This is a genomic window from Idiomarina sp. Sol25, from assembly GCF_033052775.1.
In the GTDB taxonomy this organism is placed as follows: domain Bacteria; phylum Pseudomonadota; class Gammaproteobacteria; order Enterobacterales; family Alteromonadaceae; genus Idiomarina.
In genome coordinates, this window is sequence record NZ_JAUPEW010000002.1 from 90,202 (window position 1) to 110,938 (window position 20,737).

At 46.5% G+C, this 20,737-nt stretch carries 16 protein-coding genes; 12 read left to right on the plus strand and 4 right to left on the minus strand.

Annotation, left to right across the window (positions count from 1 at the left end):
* Positions 1–39: 39 nt before the first annotated feature.
* The gene (locus Q5L94_RS04550) at positions 40–1,125 is read right to left on the minus strand and encodes an OmpA family protein (RefSeq protein WP_317497272.1); all 1,086 of its coding nucleotides are present in this window, start codon (positions 1,123–1,125) and stop codon (positions 40–42) included.
* 115 nt (positions 1,126–1,240) lie between these two features.
* Between Q5L94_RS04550 and mutY the strand changes: the two genes are divergently transcribed.
* The 4 genes from mutY to Q5L94_RS04570 all read left to right on the plus strand — a co-directional run bounded on the left by mutY (position 1,241) and on the right by Q5L94_RS04570 (position 5,088).
* Complete coding sequence (gene mutY / locus Q5L94_RS04555; protein WP_317497273.1) at positions 1,241–2,281, plus strand: A/G-specific adenine glycosylase; 1,041 nt, start codon at positions 1,241–1,243, stop codon at positions 2,279–2,281.
* A gap of 11 nt (positions 2,282–2,292) precedes the next feature.
* The gene (locus tag Q5L94_RS04560; protein WP_317497274.1) at positions 2,293–2,565 is read left to right on the plus strand and encodes an oxidative damage protection protein; all 273 of its coding nucleotides are present in this window, start codon (positions 2,293–2,295) and stop codon (positions 2,563–2,565) included.
* 157 nt (positions 2,566–2,722) lie between these two features.
* On the plus strand, positions 2,723–3,838 hold the full coding sequence (gene proB / locus Q5L94_RS04565) for a glutamate 5-kinase (protein ID WP_317497275.1): 1,116 nt from the start codon (positions 2,723–2,725) through the stop codon (positions 3,836–3,838).
* The gene (locus Q5L94_RS04570) at positions 3,835–5,088 is read left to right on the plus strand and encodes a glutamate-5-semialdehyde dehydrogenase (RefSeq protein WP_317497276.1); all 1,254 of its coding nucleotides are present in this window, start codon (positions 3,835–3,837) and stop codon (positions 5,086–5,088) included. Before proB ends, Q5L94_RS04570 begins: the two co-directional genes overlap by 4 nt.
* Before the next feature lie 67 nt (positions 5,089–5,155).
* Here the strand turns inward: Q5L94_RS04570 and Q5L94_RS04575 are convergent, their stop codons facing one another.
* Both Q5L94_RS04575 and Q5L94_RS04580 read right to left on the minus strand, forming a co-directional pair.
* Complete coding sequence (locus tag Q5L94_RS04575; RefSeq protein ID WP_317497277.1) at positions 5,156–7,141, minus strand: 3-deoxy-D-manno-octulosonic acid kinase; 1,986 nt, start codon at positions 7,139–7,141, stop codon at positions 5,156–5,158.
* Positions 7,142–7,146: 5 nt separating this feature from the next.
* Entirely contained in the window at positions 7,147–7,923 is a 777-nt protein-coding gene (locus Q5L94_RS04580; protein ID WP_317497278.1) for a glycosyltransferase, read from the minus strand.
* 118 nt (positions 7,924–8,041) lie between these two features.
* On the opposite strand from Q5L94_RS04580, the gene Q5L94_RS04585 reads away from it, so the two are divergent.
* Together Q5L94_RS04585 and Q5L94_RS04590 are read left to right on the plus strand one after the other, a co-directional pair.
* Positions 8,042–9,598: a cryptochrome/photolyase family protein gene (locus Q5L94_RS04585; protein WP_317497279.1), complete on the plus strand. Its 1,557-nt coding sequence runs from the start codon at positions 8,042–8,044 to the stop codon at positions 9,596–9,598.
* 11 nt (positions 9,599–9,609) lie between these two features.
* Positions 9,610–10,146, plus strand: a complete 537-nt coding sequence (locus tag Q5L94_RS04590) for a lipocalin family protein (RefSeq protein ID WP_317497280.1) — start codon at positions 9,610–9,612, stop codon at positions 10,144–10,146.
* Here the strand turns inward: Q5L94_RS04590 and Q5L94_RS04595 are convergent.
* Positions 10,143–11,918, minus strand: a complete 1,776-nt coding sequence (locus tag Q5L94_RS04595; protein ID WP_317497281.1) for a DEAD/DEAH box helicase — start codon at positions 11,916–11,918, stop codon at positions 10,143–10,145. The two genes, Q5L94_RS04590 and Q5L94_RS04595, sit on opposite strands and share 4 nt — an antisense overlap.
* 343 nt (positions 11,919–12,261) lie before the next feature.
* Between Q5L94_RS04595 and Q5L94_RS04600 the strand changes: the two genes are divergently transcribed.
* From Q5L94_RS04600 to Q5L94_RS04625, 6 genes are all read left to right on the plus strand, one after another.
* Positions 12,262–13,704: an NAD-dependent succinate-semialdehyde dehydrogenase gene (locus Q5L94_RS04600; protein WP_317497520.1), complete on the plus strand. Its 1,443-nt coding sequence runs from the start codon at positions 12,262–12,264 to the stop codon at positions 13,702–13,704.
* On the plus strand, positions 13,701–15,074 hold the full coding sequence (locus tag Q5L94_RS04605) for an aldehyde dehydrogenase family protein (protein WP_317497282.1): 1,374 nt from the start codon (positions 13,701–13,703) through the stop codon (positions 15,072–15,074). Before Q5L94_RS04600 ends, Q5L94_RS04605 begins: the two co-directional genes overlap by 4 nt.
* 82 nt (positions 15,075–15,156) lie before the next feature.
* Positions 15,157–16,008, plus strand: a complete 852-nt coding sequence (trxA, locus tag Q5L94_RS04610) for a thioredoxin (protein WP_317497283.1) — start codon at positions 15,157–15,159, stop codon at positions 16,006–16,008.
* Positions 16,009–16,101: 93 nt separating this feature from the next.
* Entirely contained in the window at positions 16,102–17,178 is a 1,077-nt protein-coding gene (zapE, locus tag Q5L94_RS04615; protein ID WP_317497284.1) for a cell division protein ZapE, read from the plus strand.
* A gap of 295 nt (positions 17,179–17,473) precedes the next feature.
* Complete coding sequence (locus Q5L94_RS04620) at positions 17,474–18,892, plus strand: sodium-dependent transporter (protein WP_317497285.1); 1,419 nt, start codon at positions 17,474–17,476, stop codon at positions 18,890–18,892.
* Position 18,893: 1 nt separating this feature from the next.
* Complete coding sequence (locus Q5L94_RS04625) at positions 18,894–20,732, plus strand: GNAT family N-acetyltransferase (RefSeq protein WP_317497286.1); 1,839 nt, start codon at positions 18,894–18,896, stop codon at positions 20,730–20,732.
* The last annotated feature ends 5 nt before the right edge of the window (positions 20,733–20,737 follow it).

Below are 20,737 nucleotides of genomic sequence, written 5' to 3' on the forward strand. Positions count from 1 at the left end.
AACCATTATCGCTATTTCAAGCAATCAATACAATCAGTATTAACGAGTTTTAGGCACCCGGTTTACGACTTTCAATGTTGCTTCTATGCGACGGTTTTCCTGTCTGTCAGCAGCACTGTTTTCACGAACTTTTGGTTGAGATTCGCCGTGACCTTTAAAGTCAACGCGGCTTTTCTCAATACCATGTTGTTTAACAAGTGCAGTGGCAACAGCTTCTGCACGACGTTCAGACAACCACTGGTTATATTTCGCTTCGCCCGTGCTATCCGTGTGTCCGTGAATAGTGATATCTAACTGTGGATGCTCTTTCATGAACTCTGCCATATCTTTGATATCTGACCGTTCACCGCTGCGAATGCTAGACGAGTTTAAGTCAAACTCTACCAGCAACTCTTCGGTAATAGTCTCGTTTTCATAAAGAATACAGCCGGTCTCATCTACTGAATAATTTTTAGGTGTATTGGCACATTTGTCTTTTGAATCAACAACGCCGTCACCATCAGAATCTACAGATTTAGGTTCAGGTGCCGCTTTTTGAGGTTCAGGACGTGGCTCTGGACGTGCTTTTGGTTCAGGGCTCGTGTCACGACCGCCAAAGAACCATTGCAAACCAACGTTTGCGAACATTTCCGTGTAGTCTTCTTCCCAGCCACGCTGAGCACCACCTTCAACACGCCATGCCAGATTATCGGTAATAAAGCTGCGATGCCCAAGAGTGACTCGCGCAGCAACATCTGTAACATCACCAATTTCGGTGTTGTTCAAACCTAAACCAGCATAAAAGTTGTTGTTGAAGTGGTATAACGCATCAACACCGTAGCTGTCACCGTATGCATCGCTTGCGCCAACCAGGTCGGCTTCCATATAGTCATAATAAACACGGGCTTCCCATGCTTCGGTAAACATCATGCCGGCTTCAACACCTGAAGTAATGGTTTTGAAACCGTCATCAACAGAAAATACTTGCCCATTTTTTACCGCAACGCGATCGTCGTCGGCAGAAAACGCACCCAGGCGCGCGCCCAGATAAAAGTCGTTTTGCTCAACCTCAGTCTGCTGTGCAAAAACTGGAGCGGTTAACCCCGCGGTTAGCAAAGATATAGTGATTAAATTTAAGGTTTTCATTGCAAAGCTCCTTTTAATTGCAATAACAATCATGCTCGGAATATGAGACACTGTATATGTCATAAATAGTAGTACATTTTTCAATTAAGTCACTTTTATTTGCAGAGATTTACAGTTGACTCAGACATTCAGCTCACAGGTTCTCAATTGGTTTCAGCAATACGGACGCAAGCATCTGCCATGGCAGAAAAACGTCACGCCCTATCGCGTCTGGGTGTCAGAAATTATGCTGCAACAAACCCAGGTTACTACCGTTATTCCGTACTTCGAACGTTTTATGGAAACCTTTCCTACGGTTCAGAAACTCTCCTCAGCTCCACAAGACAAAGTATTGAATTTATGGACTGGATTAGGCTATTACGCAAGAGCCCGAAACCTTCATAAAACTGCAAAACTTGTTTGCACTCAATATAACGGCGAATTTCCAAAAAAAGTTCATGAACTCGAACAATTACCCGGGGTTGGTCGCTCAACAGCCGGCGCAATTCGCTCTCTTGGGCACGGTAAATACGCACCTATTCTGGATGGCAACGTCAAGCGTGTATTAGCACGTCATTTTGCTGTCTCTGGCTGGCCTGGTAAGTCAGATGTTTTAAAGCAACTGTGGCAACTGAGTGAACAATTGACTCCGAAACAAGGCTCCGGCGCATACAATCAGGCAATGATGGATATCGGTGCAATGATTTGTACTCGCAGTAAACCGCTTTGCGAGCAATGTCCTGTCAATAGCACCTGTGTTGCAAAGGCAACGGAGACAATAGCACAATACCCGGGAAAGAAGCCGAAAAAGATTAAACCAGTAAAAGCAACACATATGCTGCTTTTTCGGCATAACCAGCAGTTCTTGCTAGAAAAGCGTCCTCAGTCCGGCATTTGGGGCGGCCTTTGGTGCTTTCCGCAATGCGACGAGGAAACGGACATCCCTTCCTTAGCTCAACAATACGGCGTCACTGAGCTGGCAAGACACCAACTGACTCCTTTTCGTCATACCTTTAGCCACTTCCACCTGGACTGTAAGCCTCTGCTAATTGACGTTGCTCCCTCTGAGACTTCGCTTAACGAAGCAAAAAACCTGTGGGTCAAAGCGAATACTAATCAAGACTTGGGCTTTGCAGCACCAACCGTTAAACTGATGGAGCAGTTAATGACTAAATAGGTGAAAACAGCATGAGCGGTACTGTATTTTGTGAGCATTTTCAAAAAGAAGCCGAAGGCCTCGATTTTCAGCTTTATCCAGGCGAGTTAGGTGAGCGTATTTTTAACCACATATCAAAAGAAGCCTGGGGAGAGTGGCAAAAGAAACAAACCATGCTGATAAACGAAAGACGGTTAAACATGATGGATCCTACCGATCGTGAGTTTCTTGAAAAACAAATGACCGCTTTCTTATTCGAGGGAGAAAACCCTGAAATTGAGGGCTATACTCCGCCGGAAAATTAACTCTTTAAGTTAGAAAGTTTCCAGCCACAACTCTTTTTTTCTTGTAAATCTAAATTATTGTCTAATATATTGACAATAGGTATGGCTTATGAGCCTCACTGGAGCTTAGACAGCCAATCTGTTAGACTACTAACGAATTCAACAAAAGGGAGTCTCTATGAAAGCGCCATCCTGGCGAAGAGCCGTACTGAAAGTGGGGAGTGCGCTCATCGCGCCAGATGAAACTGGGGTTAGCACCAAATACCTATTACCCATAGCTCGCTTTATTAACGAGTGTCGAGAACGCGGACAGGAAGTTGTCCTGGTCTCGTCAGGCAGCGTTGCTGCCGGCCGCAAACATTTTAACTTTGAACACAAAAAAGTACCGGTTGCCGTGCGTAAAGCAATGTCTGCAGTCGGTCAAAATGAAATGATGGGTTACTGGTCACGCTTTTTCGATTCCCCCTGCGCCCAGTTGCTAATGACCCACAGCGACCTACGCGACCGAGCTCGCTACGTCAGCATTAAAAACACCCTGAATAGATTGTTAGAGCACGACATTTTACCCGTAGTAAATGAGAACGATGCTCTTGCGACCGACGAAATGAAAGTCGGTGATAACGATAACTTGTCGGCTATGATCGCGACTTTGGTTGACGCCGACGCTCTATTTATTTGTTCCGATATCGACGGTCTGTATGACTCAGATCCGAACCTGAATCCAGACGCGAAAAAGATACCGGTGGTTGAACAAATTGACGAAAGCATTTATTCACTAGCCGGTGGTTCAGTGAGTTCTGTTGGCACCGGGGGAATGCGCACAAAAGTTGAGGCTGCAGAAAAAGCCACTTCACACGGTATCGATACTTACATAGTTAACGGTCGTAAAGGTGAGACTTTTGAATCGTTACTACAGGGGGATATCCCCGGCACATTATTCCGTCGTCAATCTGATCCAATTAGCAACAAAAAGCATTGGTTAAGACATACTCTGGTCGCCCAGGGCGAAATATTGGTTGATGAAGGTGCAGAGAAAGCATTAATTGAGAACGGTGCCTCACTACTCAGTTCAGGCATTGTTGATGTACAAGGTGACTTTGATCGCGGTGACGCCGTGCTGGTTCGCAGCGCCAACGATACTGACGCTATCGCAAAAGGTATTTGTCAGTACAGCGCACATGAACTGATGCACATTAAAGGGCAGCAAACGGAAGATATAGCTGAAAAGTTTGGCTATAGCCCAATTACAGAAGTCATTCACCGTGACGATCTAATGATTTTGGAGGACGCATGAGCCAGCAATTAGCAAAAGAAATTTCACAACGCGCTGCAAAAGCGGCACGCGCTGTAGCAACCTTATCTGAAGCAGACAAAAACAGCGTACTGCAGAAGATGGCAGACGCAATTCGCGCACGCCAGGACAAAATTATTGAAGTCAATAAAAAAGACCTGGCTACCGGGAAAGAGAAAGGTCTGAGCGATGCGATGATGGATCGCCTGGAATTGACACCTGAGCGTGTCGAGGGTATGGCCTCTGCCATTGAAGAGATCATTGCGTTAAAAGATCCTGTAGGCGACAGCTACGTTCTGGATGAGCGTCCTAATGGAATGAAAATCGAGAAAATGCGCATTCCTCTAGGCGTTATCTGCATGATTTACGAAGCACGTCCGAATGTCACAGCTGACGCTGGAGCCCTGTGCTTTAAGTCAGGTAATGCCGTTATCTTGCGCTGTGGCCGTGAAGCTATCGAAAGCAGCAAAGCCATTGCTGAAGCCTTGCACGAAGCATTAGAAGCCAGCAATCTGCCTAAGGACGTTATCACTGTGGTGCCAACACCTGACCGCGAACTGATGACCGAACTTCTGCAACAGAAAGACTATATCGATCTGGTTATTCCTCGCGGCGGTGAAGGCTTGATTCACTTCGTTAGCGACACCAGTAAAATCCCAGTCATTCAACATTATAAAGGTGTTTGTCACCTGTATGTGGATAAAGACGCGGACCTTGATAAAGCTCTGGCCATTTTGCTTAATGGTAAAACTCAGCGTACCGGCGTTTGTAATGCGCTCGAAGGTTTACTGGTTCATCAGGACGTTGCTGATAAGTTCTTGCCTATGGCTGCTAAGGCTCTGGCTGAAAAAGACGTAACCATTCACGCCGATAAGCGTTCAGTAAGTTACTTTGATGGCGCTGATGAGATTGCAGACGACGCTTTTGGTGAAGAATACCTGGCTCTTGAGATTGCGGTTCGCACCGTCGACAACTACGAAGGTGCTATTGAGCATATTCAGGAGTTTGGTAGCGGTCATACTGAAGTTATTATCACTGAAAACGATGAAACGGCTAAGCGTTTCATTCGTGAAGTAGACTCAGCCGTTACCATGGCAAATGTCTCTTCTCGCTTCTCTGATGGCGGTCAGTTAGGTTTAGGTGCTGAAATTGGTATCTCCACCAGTAAGCTGCACGCATACGGACCAATGGGTCTTGAAGCACTAACAACTGAGAAATTCGTGGTGACCGGTAACGGTCAGGTTCGCGACTAATTCAGTGCTTAGCGCATAAAAAAGCCCCGCTCACTCAGTGACCGGGGCTTTTTTTATGGTCTAAAGCTTAACGGCGATAACCCGTTAATAACTCTGGCCAGTCACGAGACTCCTTCCAGTAAAAAGTCTCATTCTTTTCTTTTTCTTTGCGTAAGGAGCGCAGCAAACGCTGAATATTCGCTTCCTTCCAGTCCCCGCTTTCTCGAAAATCGCATTTATCAAAATCGACAATCCAGGCTTTATCTTTGTCATCCAGCATAAGGTTGTGACAATTTAAATCTGAATGGTAGACACCGGTATCGTGTAGCTCTTTAATAACACTTCCCAGCTTTTGCCATAACTCTGCAGAGAGTTTCTTTTCACGAAGTAAACGAAAAACATCGACAGCTCCCGGAATAACTTCTACCAGAATGTCTGCTTTGTAACTGAAAACCGCTGTCTTTTCCATACGAGCCGCTACCGGGCGCGGAACGGGCAAGCCAATTTCCCGCAGCTTCAATAGCAAATCGAACTCATGAATAGCCCGACTTTTTTCTGCAGGTTCACGTAAAAAACGATCTTTATTAATTTTACCGACTAAACCACCACGATAATAATGACGCAGTAAAAGTCCCAAATCACCCTGCTGAATAAACCAGACTGTTGCGCGCCCCGTTGAGTTTCCCGCAATCGACTTCTGTTGCTGCCAATACTGGGCTGTAAAATGTTTATCTTCTATTGTTTCAAAAATATCGCTGTCGTAGCGAACAAGCCCTTGGGGACTCTGCTCTGTTTTTATCATACCGCTTCCTGTCAGAGTACATTCCAGTGCCCGCCTTAATACTCTTAACGTAGCACCCTGGTGCGTTTGTAAAACGCTTTTAGCAGCTTCATGTTGCGCTTTCATGACAGCTGTCTGCTGCATCAACTCCACAGCTTGTTTAATTTCTCCGGCATTATTAACCCACTGCACGGCACCAGCTTTTGCCAGCTCACCGTAAACTTGTGGGAAATTGAACACGTGCCGCCCCGACATAACATTGGAGCCAGCAGCGATAACTTCAAGGGGGTTGTGCCCGCCTCGCTCAATAATACTTCCGCCGACAAAACTCACCGAGGCTAATTGCCCCCAAAGCATCATTTCCCCCATGCTGTCAGCAAGAAAGACATCACAATCTTCAGGTACCGTATTATTTTCGGTTCTACGGGCAAGCTTAAGCCCGGATTCCTGTATCATTTGCGCTACCACCTCAAATTGCTCAGGGTGTCGCGGTGCAATGATAAGACAGGAATCAGGTAAGTCCTGTTGAATCAGTTTATGTGCCTCTAACAGCACCTCATGCTCGCCTGGATGGCTACTACTGGCTAACCAGACCCGTCGCGATACACAGCTTTGCTGCCACGCCAATGCTTTTTTGATGTCATTCTCAGAGAGCTCAATGTCGTACTTAAGGTTTCCGTCCACGAAGAGCACGCCACCGGGAACGCCCAGTACCTTCATTCGTCGCGCGGTTTCTTTATTTTGAACAGAAACCAGTGTCAGCTGTTTCCAGACTGTATTCATCAACCAATGAAAACGCCGATAACCTGCAGCTGAACGAGCCGATAGTCGTGCGTTTAACAACGCGACAGGAATATTATTTCTGGCAAGCTGGTTCAACATTTGCGGCCAAAGCTCGGTTTCCATAACCCACACGGCTTTAGGTTTAAACATATGAACAAAACGCTTTGCGGCACCCGGCGTGTCTATCGGCCAATAGTGACAACTGACAAACTCGCCAAAATGCTGCTGGATAAGTTCCCGAGCCGTTGGCGTCATACAGGTAATAAGTATTTTTTGGCCTGGTTCCTGACGCAAAAGCTGCTCAATTAACCGTTTCGCCGCTAACGTCTCGCCAACGGAAACGCTATGAATAACCACACAGCCGTGCTGCCTTTTATCAACAGAGCCCAGCGCAAGCCGTTCTGACCAGTTCTGACGGTAGCGGCTGTCTTTTCTGCCGCGTAGCCACAACCAGACAAAAACGGCTGGGGTGACCAGCCGTATGAATACTCCGTAGATCCACAATCGCATATAATTTAACGCCAGTACTCGGCAATCCACTTAGTCGGCAGAACTTTCCGATACCATTTACCGCTTCGGCCTTCCAGCGCGTCATCCGGGTGCGGTTTGCCGTGGAATATAATAACTTTTGCGTCTTCAGGTATACGTGGCTCTTGGAAGAAGCTTAATGGGAACGGGCGCAGACAATGGCGCTTAAAGCTACGGCACCACTTTTCCGGCCAGTACGTCAACTTGTTTTGGCGGTCAACAAAATGCGTAATGTATTCCTGTTCATTCCGTACGTCAGCAGTAGCCGTTTCTGGATCTTTCTTCAGGTGCTCTAATGCGTCTTCGTGCGCGCCAATATCGAAACGAAATACCGACGTATTCCCGGTAGCGTCGGATTTATCCCACTCTTTGATCACCATAAATTCGCCTTCCGGCTCAAAGAATTCGTCCAGGCTGCCAACAATAATAATATCCAGATCCAGGAATAACGTTGGCCCTTCAAGATCATAAAGCGGGTTCGCAAAGCAGGTAAGCTTTAACCAGCCGTGACCTTTTGCCCACGGAACTTGTTCATCAAAGTCTTTAAAACCAATTTTAGGAATCGCTTTTACTTCAATCTCGTCATTGATACCCTCAAAGTCATCGGTAAAACAGACAAAACGAAAGGGTCGACTAAGGTGACGACTGACCATTGAATGCAACGTATTGACGTAATCGGGGCCATACTTTTTACCCCACTTGATGCAAATGACGTTAACCGGTTTCTGCTCTGATGAATTTTCGTTACCCACTACCTGGTCCATAACTGCTCCTGAATCTGAAACTACCGCGCATAATGCCATATTTTGGTGCATTTAGGTATGCCGATCTGAATCTCTGAATAGAACGTATTGAAGCTATCAACCCTAACCCTCACTGCTTATGAAAATTCATACTCTACGACTCATACTTGGCGACCAACTCAATGCCAGACACTCATGGTTCAGGCAAAAGGACGCAGGCGTACTCTATGTGATGATGGAGCTCAAACAAGAAACCGACTACGTTGTTCACCATCGACAAAAAGTATTAGCCTTTTTCGCAGCGATGCGGACTTTCGGTAACGCACTGAGCACTGCAGGACATCAAGTCAAATATATAAAACTTGATGATGACACTAATAACCAAAGCCTGACTCAGAACCTTCAGCAATTAATGCAAGATCACGAAGTGACTACTTTGGAGTGTCAGCAACCCGACGAATACCGGCTCGATCATCAATTGAAAAGCTGGGCCGGCGCCAATAACATTAATTTGAAATGGTTTGATACAGAGCACTTTCTTACCGGCCGCAACTCGCTAAAAGAGTATTTTCCTAATAGCGAAAACTACTTAATGGAAACTTTCTACCGAAAGGTCCGTAAGCAATACGATATTCTGATGGAAGAAGGTCGCCCGACCGGAGGACGCTGGAATTACGATAAAGAAAACCAGAAAAAGATTCCCGCAAACCATGACGTAGAGCCACCTCTAATCTTCTCTAATGATGTATCAGATATTGATGAGCTGCTGCATAACAGTGACGTTAAAACCATGGGACAAGCGAACGCGGCTCAACTGATATGGCCGGTTAACCGCAAACAGTCCAAGCAGTTGCTTGAACATTTTTGTCAATTCGAACTCCCTGATTTTGGTCGTTATCAGGACACCATGGCAACCAAAAATAACGTCGGCGAAGCCCATTGGAGCCTTTATCACTCGCGAATTTCATTTTCTTTAAACACCAAAATGCTGCATCCGTTAGAAGTGGTTAACGCTGCTATTGATGCCTGGTCCAATAATAAAAACAGCATTTCACTTGCTCAAATTGAAGGTTTTTGTCGGCAGATTATTGGCTGGCGAGAGTTTGTGCGGGCCATTTACTGGGCCCATATGCCCAACTATAAAAACCTTAACGATCTTAACCACAACAGAGCGTTACCAGAGTTTTACTGGACTGCCGATACCAAAATGAGCTGTCTGCACTATTCCATTAAGCAGTCATTAGACTATGCCTACGCACATCACATACAGCGGTTAATGGTAACCGGAAATTTCGCACTTCTGGCCGGCGTATCACCGGACGCTTTGGATAACTGGTATCTTGGCATTTATATTGATGCCATCGAGTGGGTGGAATTGCCAAATACACGCGGCATGAGCCAGTATGCCGACGGTGGGCTAATAGCAACCAAGCCCTACATTGCCAGCGCTAACTACATGCAAAAAATGGGGCACTACTGTAAAGAGTGCTATTATGATCCGAAGAAGAAAACCGGTGAAAAAGCTTGTCCTTTTAACAGCCTGTACTGGCATTTTATTGAACGTCATAAAGAACGCTTTAAAGACAATCACAGAATGAGCATGATGTACCAGGTCTGGAATAAAAAAACCGGGAAAGAACAGCAGGCGTTAATGAAACAAGCCGAAACTTATTTAGATAATATCAACGAGTTATAAAAGGAAGCACAATGAATAAATGGATGGTGTCGTTACTTTTTATGTTCTTACTGAGTGCCTGTAACTCTCAACCCACACCGGTAGCCGAGGTTGTTGACGACTTTGAAGCCGAGCGCTACTTGGGTAAATGGTACGAAATAGTCCGCATGCCACACAGCTTTGAAGAGGGCTTACAGGGGGTTACTGCAGAGTATCGCTTAAATGGTGATGGCACCCTGGAAGTGACCAACCGGGGTTATCATGTCAACAATGAAGAGTGGCAAACCGCTATTGGACTGGCTGAGCCAATCGAAAATATGGATGCCGCATATCAGGTTACCTTCTTCTGGCCCTTTTATGGTGGTTATTACGTGAGTTGGTTAGGTGGTGATTATCAGCAGGCAATAGTAACCAGCGACTCACATGAGTATTTCTGGTTTTTATCGAGAAGCCCGGATGTCTCTCAGGCAGATATTGATTACGCCTTAGCCAAGGCTCATGAGTGGGGATATGACATCGACCAGATGATCATTGTTGATCATCCGGCCGAGTTAACAGACGCTAATTAATTAAAACGACGCGCGGCACCTTTACCGGAACTGCGCTTAGGGCCGCTACGCGTATCACGTTCACGAGCCGGGCGTGGTGCGCGACGTACTTGCTCATCGCTTAATTCCAAGCCCATAGGCTGTTGACGCACACGAGCTTTCTTCAGTACGTGCATAATGTCTTTTGGCATGCCTTTTGGCAGTTGGACTAAAGAGTGATTATCGAACAACTGAATTTGTCCAATATACTTGCTGTCCATTGACGCTTCGTTAGCAATAGCCCCAACGATGTCTCCCGGACGAGCGCCATGCTCACGGCCTACCTGAATTTTGTAGGTTTCAAAATCGACATCCGCTGCACGACCGCCACGCTCTGCACGAGGTTTACGCTTATCGCCACGGTCACTGCGTTCATTACGACCTGAACGTTCGCTACGTGCTTCACGTACCGGACGGTCTTCTTTCAGGAACAATGGACGTTGCTCATTATGCTGAGCCAATAACGCTAAGGCAATTTCTTCAGCACTCAACTCAGACTGTTCCAGCCAGTCGCCTAACAGTTTCTCTAGCTTAGGCTTATCGGCGCTTGCAGTTTCAGGAGCCAGTGACGCCTGCAGCTTTTCCAGTAACTGTTGCTGACGATACTTGCTAAGTTCATTGGCGTTTGGTACTTCAAAGAACTCGACCGGTGCATTGGTTAAACGCTCATAGTGACGCAACAAATGACGTTCTTTTGCACGGAAGAATAAAATTGCTTCACCTGTACGCCCGGCACGACCAGTACGTCCAATACGGTGAACATAAGATTCAGTATCGCTTGGTAAGTCATAGTTAATCACGTGAGTAATTTCAGGAACATCTAAACCACGAGCAACAACGTCGGTTCCTACCAGAATCTCGATATGTCCACTACGTAATTGACTGACCGTCTGCTCACGCTGAGCCTGGTTCAAATCACCGCTTAATGGCGCCGCTTTAAAGCCATTACGTTGCAGTAATTCAGCCACATCCATCGTATCCTGACGGGTACGTACGAAAATCAATGCGCGCTGATAAGGAGTAACTTCTAACAACCGAGTCAGGGCGGTCATTTTCGTCATGCCCTGAACTTTCCAGGCTTTCTGCTTAATGGTCGCTTTTTCGCGGGCAATAGCTTCAATCTGAATGTTCAGCGGATCTTTCAGGAAGGTTTTTGCCAGCTTACGAATCGCATTTGGCATAGTTGCTGAAAATAATGCGCGTTGTGCGGTGCTCGGCACAGCTTTTAAAATGGTTTCGATGTCTTCAACGAAGCCCATGTTGAGCATTTCATCGGCCTCGTCCAGAACGCCCACTTTCAAACCGTCCAGTTGCAGGACGTTTTTATTCAATAAATCGATAAGACGACCTGGAGTACCAACAACTATAGCAGTTCCCTGCTTCAGGGCTTTAACCTGAGGACCAAAGGGTGCACCACCATAAACGGTCGCGACGCCAACGCCACGCATTTTCGCAGCAAAACCTTCAAGCGCTTCTGCTACCTGAATAGCCAGCTCACGAGTTGGAGTTACGACTAATATTTGAGTTTGCTTAACCGACGCATCAATTTTCGCCAGTGCAGGCAGACCAAACGCAGCGGTTTTCCCGGTACCTGTCTGAGCTTCGCCCAGCACGTCTTGCCCTTCAAGCAACGCAGGAATAGCCTGCAGCTGAATAGGGGTCGGAGTTAAAAACTGCATTGCGTTTAATTGTTCAAGCACAGCACTAGGTAAGGCCATGTCGTTAAACGACACGCCTGTTTGAGTATTTGACATATTTGTCTCACTTTATTCCCGTTTGCCCATTGGCAAACACAACAAAAAAGGGGTTATGGCCCGGCAACAGGAATCAGTGTTCAGTCTCTAAACTGTCTGGACTGGAATCAGGCGCTGCAACCCCACGAATCAAGGGTGACCGCTGCCTCATCAGTTATGCGGTGTTCCTTGAGGAACCGGGAATTATACGTTTTCTCACTCAAAAAGCAATGCCTTTGAGCTTTTTTTCACCAAACGCATCTATTTACATCAAAATAATCGAAAAAGTTGAACCATTTCTTTTTATATTGCCTACATTATTAGAGCTATTCTCAAATTTGGAGGAATTATGTCAGCACATTCTATGTCATCCCTGACTAAGAAAGACTGCTTTATTGAAGGTCACTGGGTTCCTACGGACGAACGTTTCTCAGTCACTAATCCGGCAACCGGCGAAGTAATAGCCGAGGTTGCTGACGCTGACGAAGATTTAACTCAACGTGCCATAAACGTTGCAGACACCGCTCTGAAAAAGTGGCGCAAGAAAACAGCCCGTGAACGCGCGATGCTGCTGCGTAAATGGTACGAATCTATTATGGATAACAAGCAGGCACTGGGTGAATTAATGAGTGCCGAGCAGGGTAAACCGGTCGCTGAGGCCGTTGGCGAGGTCGAATACGGAGCAAGCTTCGTTGACTGGTTCGCCGGAGAAGCGGAACGTATTGATGGTGATATACTGCCTAAAGCTGATAGCAGTAAACGCGTAATGGTCACTAAAGAACCCGTTGGTGTCTGTGCGGCCATTACCCCATGGAACTTTCCCAACGCGATGATCACTCGGAAAATAGCGCCGGCTTTAGCGGCCGGGTGTACTATCGTCGTTAAGCCACCGCAATTAACTCCACTTTCCAGTCTGGCATTAGCGCAACTGGCGAGTGAAGTCGGCATTCCCGATGGCGTTATCAACATTATTCCGACAAGCGATGCCAAGAGTGTTGGTAAACGCCTGGCAACCTCATCACAGGTTCGTAAGCTGTCATTTACTGGCTCTACGGGTGTCGGAAAAATTCTAATGCAGCAATGTTCAGAGCACGTCACAAAATTGTCTCTTGAGCTTGGTGGTAACGCGCCGTTCCTGGTCTTTGACGATGCCGATATCGAGCAAGCGGCTGAACAGCTGATCGCGTGCAAATTCCGTAATGGTGGGCAAACCTGTGTTTCAGCAAACAGAATACTGGTACAGCAATCGGTTGCGGAGGAGTTCACCAAAGCTGTTGTCAGTAAAGTGAAAGCTCTGAAAGTAGGTGCCGGTACAGAAGATGATGTTGACTTAGGTCCGCTTATCGATCAGAACGCAGTTGATAAAGTACAACGTTTAGTACTTGCTGCTAAGTCTGACGGCGCAACCATAGAAACCGGCGGTTCAGTAATGACCGAGTTAGGCGACTTATTCTATGCCCCAACCGTCATAACAGGCGTAACCGAAGAAATGGATATTAGCGAAGAAGAAATCTTTGGTCCGGTCGTGGCTATTAATACCTTTGAAACAGAAGAAGAAGGCATTGAAAAAGCCAACAATACACCGTTTGGTCTGGCTTCTTACTTCGCAGCCAAAGACACCGCTCGTATTTTCCGCGTCAGCGAAGCGCTTGAATACGGTATGGTTGGTGTGAATACCGGCGGCATATCACACGCTTATAATCCATTCGGCGGCATCAAAGAATCCGGTGTTGGCCGTGAAGGTTCTAAGTACGGTATCGACGAATACCTTGAGTTGAAAACGGTGACACTTGGCGGACTTGGATGAACCCGTTTGAAAACACGCTGGAGCAATTAAAAAGCCATTTTGACAGCGGACTCACTCGTCCGCTGTCCTGGCGTTTAAATCAACTTCAGCAACTTCAGCGTTTTCTTACGGAAAACGAAAAGTCTTTACTGCAAGCTCTAAAGTCTGATCTCAACAAACACGCTAGCGAAGCGCGTTTAACTGAATTACAGTTTCTCAAAAGTGATATTAAGCAGACAATTAAAGCTCTGCCCAAGTGGAGCAAAACTCGCAAAGTTGGTAATCCTTTACTGGCCTGGCCGGCGAAAAGCCAGCTAGTACCTGAGCCGCTTGGTGTTGTGCTGATTTTAGGTGCATGGAACTACCCTTTACAATTACTTCTTGCGCCTTTAATTGCAGCCATTGCCGCCGGCAACTGTGCGGTGATAAAACCCTCTGAACATTCAACGGCAACATCAGACATTCTAACGCGTCGGTTACCAGGTTATCTGGACAATGCCGCGATAAAAATTGTGACTGGAGCGGTAGCTGAATCGCAACAACTGACAGCACTGCCCTTCGATCACATTTTCTATACTGGCGGAGAAAACGCTGCCAAAGCCATTATGGCTTCTGCCGCTGAAAATTTAACCCCAGTTACGCTGGAGCTTGGCGGCAAAAGCCCGGCGGTAGTTTTAGCCGATGCGCCAATACGAGTCACAGCTCGGCGTATTGTCTGGGGTAAATTCCTTAACGCCGGGCAAACCTGTATAGCACCCGATTATGTACTGGTAGAAGACAGTGTGAAAGACCAGTTAATTGCCGCTATGCAGCAGGAGCTCATCAGTTTTTACAGTGAGGAGGCCAAGCATAGCAGTGATTACGGCAGGATCATTCACCAGGCACACTGGCACCGACTGACACAAATGCTGAAAGGCGAAAATGTGGTCATCGGCGGCGACTCTGATAAGAGCGAACGTTATATTTCCCCCACAATAGTGGATGGTGTAAAAGATGACAGTGCGCTCATGCAGGAAGAAATTTTTGGTCCGATATTGCCGGTTATAACCATTAGGTCGGCGGCGGATGCCATCGAGAAAATCCGTCACCATCCAAAACCGTTAGCGCTCTATGTGTTTAGCAACAATCAGCGCCTGCTCGATTTATTTACACAACAAGTGTCTGCCGGCAATGTTTGTTACAACGACACACTCATGTTCATGCTGAACGATGAATTGCCTTTTGGTGGCGTTGGTCGCAGTGGTATGGGCCGCTACCATGGTAAATGGGGCTTCGACACCTTTAGCCATTTAAAGCCCGTAATGAGACGCAGTTTTCGTTTCGACGTCGCTTTGCGCTACCCGCCCTACAGCAAGCTAAAAGATAAAATCTTATCCTGGTTTAGTCATTAACCATTGAAATTGCAGAGTCGCGTCTGCATATCTCTGATAACAGAGACTAAAATGGCTTATTAAAACAGGAGCGTCGCAGCTGATGTCCGAATCCAATATCGTTAACCTTGACTTGCAAAACTTTCAGCAAGTTTTACTGGAAGGCTCAAAAGAAAAGCTCATTATTATCGATTTTTGGGCTGACTGGTGTGAACCCTGTAAACAACTCATGCCGGTGCTTGAAAAGCTGGCCATGCAATACAGTGACCAAGTGATTCTGGCCAAGGTGAATTGCGATGAGCAGCAGGAGTTGGCCGCGCAGTTTGGTATTCGCAGCCTTCCTACCGTAGCCTTTTTTAAAGACGGCCAGCCAGTTGACAGTTTTGGCGGAGTAAAAACCGAAGGTGAAATTCGGGAAATACTAACGAAACACCTGCCCAGTCCGTCAGATGACTTAATTCAACAGGCTCAGACAGCTATGGGCGAAGGTGATGCGAATACCGCCTATACCCTGGCTAAACAAGCTTACGATTTAGACAACACGAACATGCAGGCTCTTAAACTCTTAGCCGAAGCCGCTGTCGATGCTGGCCGGCTGGATCAAGCCAAAGAGCTGGTCGCTAAGATTCCACTGGTCGAGCAAGACAGCGACTATCAACGCATAAAAGGCAAGCTTGAGCTGGCCGAAGATGCCGCTGACTCTCCGGAGTTACGTGCTTTGCAGGAGCAAGCAGAAAAGAATCCCGACGACCTGGCTTTAAAGTTACAGTTGGCACTTAAATTTCATGAAGCAAATCGTGACGAAGAAGCCCTGCAGCAGGTTTTCATTGTGTTGAGTAAAGACGTCAATTTCGCTGATGCGAAAAAATACGCCCTCGATATTATCAATTCATTACCCGATGGTGATCCTCTGGCAGCGACCTACCGTAGAAAATTGTACAGCACAATGTATTGAAGACCTGCTTTGACGGTTGTTCACTAGCAGCAGTATTTGGCCGGCTCCCCCAGCCGGCTTCTTTTTGTCCTGACGTTTTGTGAAAATAAACTCATGCAAGAAAACTATAACCAACGTGTTCAGTCAGGAGTGCTCCAGCCCGATAAATATCAGTTAAAAGCAGTAAAAGCGCTGCAGCAACGACTTGACTCACTTGCACAAGGGAATAAACCGAAAAGTCTTTACTTATTCGGCCCGGTCGGTCGGGGAAAGACATTACTGATGGATATGTTTTATCAATGTCTTTTTCAAAGTCAGGCCGTTCGCCTCCATTTCCATCATTTTATGGCCAAAATCCACGAAGAGCTGAATCACTTTCAGGGCGAAGCTAATCCTATGGAGGTTATTGCTAAGAGGTGGTCACAGCACTATTCGGTAATCTGTCTGGATGAGTTTTTCGTTGAAGACATTGGTGATGCAATGATTTTAGCCGGGCTATGGCATGCGCTATTCAACGAGGGGGTAAGTTTAATAACAACGTCCAACGCTCCGCCTAATGAGCTCTACCGAGATGGTTTAGCGCGTCATCGCTTTGAACCTACAATAGATTTATTGAATAAAGAGTGTGACTGCCTGGACTTAGGCATGGGCGTTGATTATCGCCGACTGCACGAAACCGATTTACCCTATTACCTTAAGCACGGCACTCTGCAACAACTCCGATCGCTCGCAGAGAGTCATTTCGATCGCACAAAAGAAACACCCTCCGTCCAGGTAATGAACCGTGAAATTCCCTGTTTATGGCACAACAATAAAGTGATTGGTTTCGACTTTATGTCTCTCTGCTCCGGCCCCAGAAGCCAGCGTGACTATATGGAGCTGGCCGACCGCTATACCGCTATAGCAGTGCATCAGGTTCCGGCTTTTTCTTACATACCAGATAAAGACCTGGTACATGGTGTAGAGGAAACCTACCAACGCGAACATCAGGCTAACATTGTCAGCAAGCTGGATAACGAAGCCCGCCGTTTTATTGCTTTAGTCGATGAGTGCTATGACCGAAAGTGCCACCTGATGGTTACGGCAGAGACAGATATAGATAAATTGTATCAGGCCAGACAATTAGCTTTCCCGTTCCGGCGTTGTGTCTCTCGGCTTTTTGAAATGCAGCAATGGAGCAGTTCAGTTTAGGGGAAACACGCTGGTAAAAAGACGCCAATCTGTTCCAGAGAGTTGAATTCCCTGTATTTACCAGCGCGTTAAAACTGAGTTAATAAAATGTTATCTTATTTTTAACAGATTCCAATATCACAATTGTCATGGATATAAAAATTAGTTTTGTTTCCAAGCCGAAATTCCTGCATTCTGCCGCACAAACAACATTTAGCTGCTTGCCGTTAAATTAAGGCCTTGCTAGGATTGCTGAAATTCGCTGAACAGCGGCGCTGACAAAGCGTTAAAATAATAACGAAAAAGAAGGTTCAGAATGAGCGAACAACGCGATCAATTTAGCTCTAAGATTGGATTTATATTAGCGGCAGCAGGTTCTGCTGTCGGCATTGGTAACTTAGTGGGTTTCCCTGTTGCGGCGACCAAAAATGGCGGTGGGGCGTTTTTAATTATCTATGCGTTATTCGTCGCTTTTATCTGTATACCGGTCATGCTGGCTGAAATGGGACTGGGCCGACGCGCGCAAAAAAGTCCACTAGGCTCCTACAAAGCGTTATCGCCAAAAAATAAAGGTTGGCATTTTGCCGGTCTACTGGCTGTTCTTACTCCATTTATGATTGCCGTTTTTTATATGGTCATAACGGTATGGATATTCGGTTATCTCTGGCATTCAGTTACCGGCAACCTCGATATGCTGGCCGACGCTGAATACTTTGGCCAGTTCGTTAACGATTACGGTTTTGTTGGTTTCCTTATTGCTGTAACCATTATCGTCAATGTCATCCTGCTTGGCGGTGTTCGTCAGGGGATAGAAAAAGCTGCGAAATTCCTGATGCCAGCATTGTTTATTATGCTCATTTTGCTGGTTATCTTTGTACTGTCACTGGATAACGCCGTACTCGGTCTTGAGTTTTATCTGGTTCCCGATTTTTCAAAAATTGATGGTTCAGTAATCAACGGTGCATTGTCGCAGGCCTTTTTCTCGCTCTCGCTGGGTATGGGTATTTTAATAACCTACGGCTCTTATTTCAGCCGTAAAGATGACATTGTAACCTCAGGTAAACTGGTCGCTTTAACAGATACTGCCGTTGCCTTTACCGCTGGTTTAATGACTCTACCAGCTATTTTCGCCATCAACCCAGATACCAACCCGGACTCACTGAGTGACTCATCAGTTAGTATGATTTTCTCTTTCTTCCCACAAATCTTTATCGCTCTGGAAGGCGTTGTCGGCTATGTTGGCGCAAGCGTTGCCGCTACTATTTTTTTCCTGCTGACCTTTATTGCTGCCATCACATCTTTGGTTTCTATTCTTGAAGTACCAACCGCGGCGGTTATTGAGCAGGCGAAAATAAGTCGTAAAAAGGCCCTACTGGTTATGGGTATCGCCGTTACTGTACTGACTCTTATTGCCGCTACCTCTTTTGGTTTCGTTCCGGCATTTACTGAGTTTGCCTTCTATGGAGAACAAACTAAGTCAGTCTTCGATATTATTTACGACGTTTTTTACGATACCATTTTGCCACTGAATGGCCTTTTGATTTGCTTATTTGTCAGTTTCCACTGGCGCCGCAAAAACCTGGATGCAGAACTTGCTGAGGGTAACCCGGGGTATCCGAACACACTACTGGCCAAATATGTGCGCTTATCTATCTGCACTTTCATTCCGTTGATATTAGCAGCGGTATTTATTAATACGGTGCTGACTAAGTTCTTCGCTTATTCTATTTTCTAAAATGTCAGAACGCAGCGGTTACCGACAACTTCAACTGCTGCAAGATGCTGGCCTCTGGTATGAATACTGCGAGGCTCGCTCTGACAGTTCTATCTACTTATCAAACCTGCAGACTCATGCCGATGCCGCACTCTCCCGTTACCGGGATTACCTGGGGCATGAGTTTGAACAAGTGTGGATAGACTGCAGTGACGGTTTACACGCCGACGCCATAGCTGCACTTTGCGGCACCGTTACCGCCGGTGGTTTGTTGTCTATTTTACTTCCGGCTGAGAGCAACGCCATGAGTCACCGCATGGAACGTTTTGCCGCAAAGCGCTTTGCCGAGTCAGGCACCAAAACCCAGTTATTGGCCAACAAGCCCGAAACACGTTCAGCAAATGAGAAACTCCGGCTAACCAATGAACAAAGTTCTATTTTTAATGCTCTTACGCAAAGCACAGGAAAACCAAACGGCACTCATATTATTACTGCAGAGCGCGGCCGCGGTAAAAGCACCTTATTGGGTCAGGCGCTCGCCTCGGTAGAAGATCAAAGCTCAATTATTGTGACGGCACCACGAAAAGCCAATGCGAAAATTTTGCTACAGCAGGCGCCGGAAGCTCACTTCGTTGCCTGGGATAAGCTACTGGAACAACCCGGTAATTCCGAAGTAACATTAATTATTGATGAAGCCGCAGGTCTGCCATTGTGGGCAACAGAACAGCTATGCCAAAAATTTAATCCATGGTTGCTTGCCACAACAGTTGCCGGTTATGAAGGTTGTGGTCGTGGCTTTGCAGTGCACTTTACCGACTGGGCTAAAAGAACCTTGCCACAAGTGTCTGTTCACCAGTTGACGCAGCCACTACGCTGGCCCGAAAATGATCCATTAGAGCAGTGGCTGACCAACACTTTTCTACTGAACGAGCAACCAGTAACACAATTCGGGAGCCGGGAGTCCGGCACTTTTATAAAGCACGCCTCGGAACTTGAAGAAGGTATGCTGCAACAATGTTTTCATCTTCTTCTCAACGCACATTACCAGAGTAGCCCGAATGACCTTAATCTGCTGCTGGCCGAAGCCGGACATAAGCTCGCTTACCAGTCCTTAAACGGAGAAGTTATTGCGGTTGCGTGGCTTATGAATGAGGGCCCCATTCAGTCACCTTTAAAAGAAGAAATCAGGCAAGGCCAAAGACGCCCCAAAGGAAATTTACTGCCTCAGGCCATAGGTTATTTTCTGCAACAAGACTGGGCTATGAGTATACGTTGGTTAAGGGTGGCACGTATTGCTGTACCAGCAGCGAAAAGACGACGTAAAGCCGCCTCCGAGTTGCTAGCTGAGATTTACCGGTGGGCACTGGACAACAACTATCAAATGCTCGGAACCAGTTTTGCCTGGTCACCGGAACTGGATAATTTCTGGAGAAAAAATGGCTATTCTCTTTGGCGCCTTAGTAGCCGTATCGACAGCGTATCGGCGCGCCCAGCGGCTATTTATGCTCAACCGCTATCCAGTGAATCCACTGGTTTATACCAGGTATGCCAATTGCTTAACCAGTGGGGACATAACCAGCTACAATGGTTTTCAGGCGGCAAAGAGATGCTGCGACTGACAGGCGAACACAGTGAGGTAAGAGCAGGCCTTATTCAAGCTTATCGCGATAAGACTATCCCGTTTGACGCAGCACATTTCGCCTTAGCTCAGTGGTTTTACTGGCAACATAGCCATCATCCTCTAACCGAACTACTCTGTCATTCATCAACCACACTCAAACATCTGGGTGAATATTGGGGTGGAGTGTCGCAACGACAGGCTAATGAAAATCTCTGTAAAGAGGTGCGCTCACTGCACTAATGTGA